General features: G+C 54.7%; 1 pseudogene. It reads right to left on the minus strand.

The features are described from left to right. Positions 1 to 11 precede the first annotated feature (11 nt). Positions 12 to 298 (minus strand): annotated as a pseudogene (locus NE473_RS31445) (Crp/Fnr family transcriptional regulator); the annotation flags it as partial.

Genomic DNA, 298 nt, shown 5'->3' on the forward strand with positions numbered 1-298 from the left:
TCTCGTTTTATTTAAACTCTCTGATACAGCTCCGCGGCCGTACGTGAGCGCCTCGCCAGTTCCTCCTGATCCACAATGCAGTATCCGCTCTCCCTCTTTTCCAGTATCCCTTCTTCACAGAGCTTTCCCAGCAGCCGGAACATATGGCGGTAGCTCATCCCCACCGAGCAGGAGACATCCGTCAGCGTATCGCAAAAGAGGCCGCGGTGAGAATTCTGAATCACAGAGGCACAACGCCGCTGTTCACCGGTGCATAACGCGGTCGAGGTGAAATTGTCCGATCTGGCAGTCAGCTTCT

This window comes from Hungatella sp. SL.1.14, from assembly GCF_024460495.1.
Classification (GTDB): Bacteria; Bacillota; Clostridia; order Lachnospirales; family Lachnospiraceae; genus Hungatella; species Hungatella hathewayi.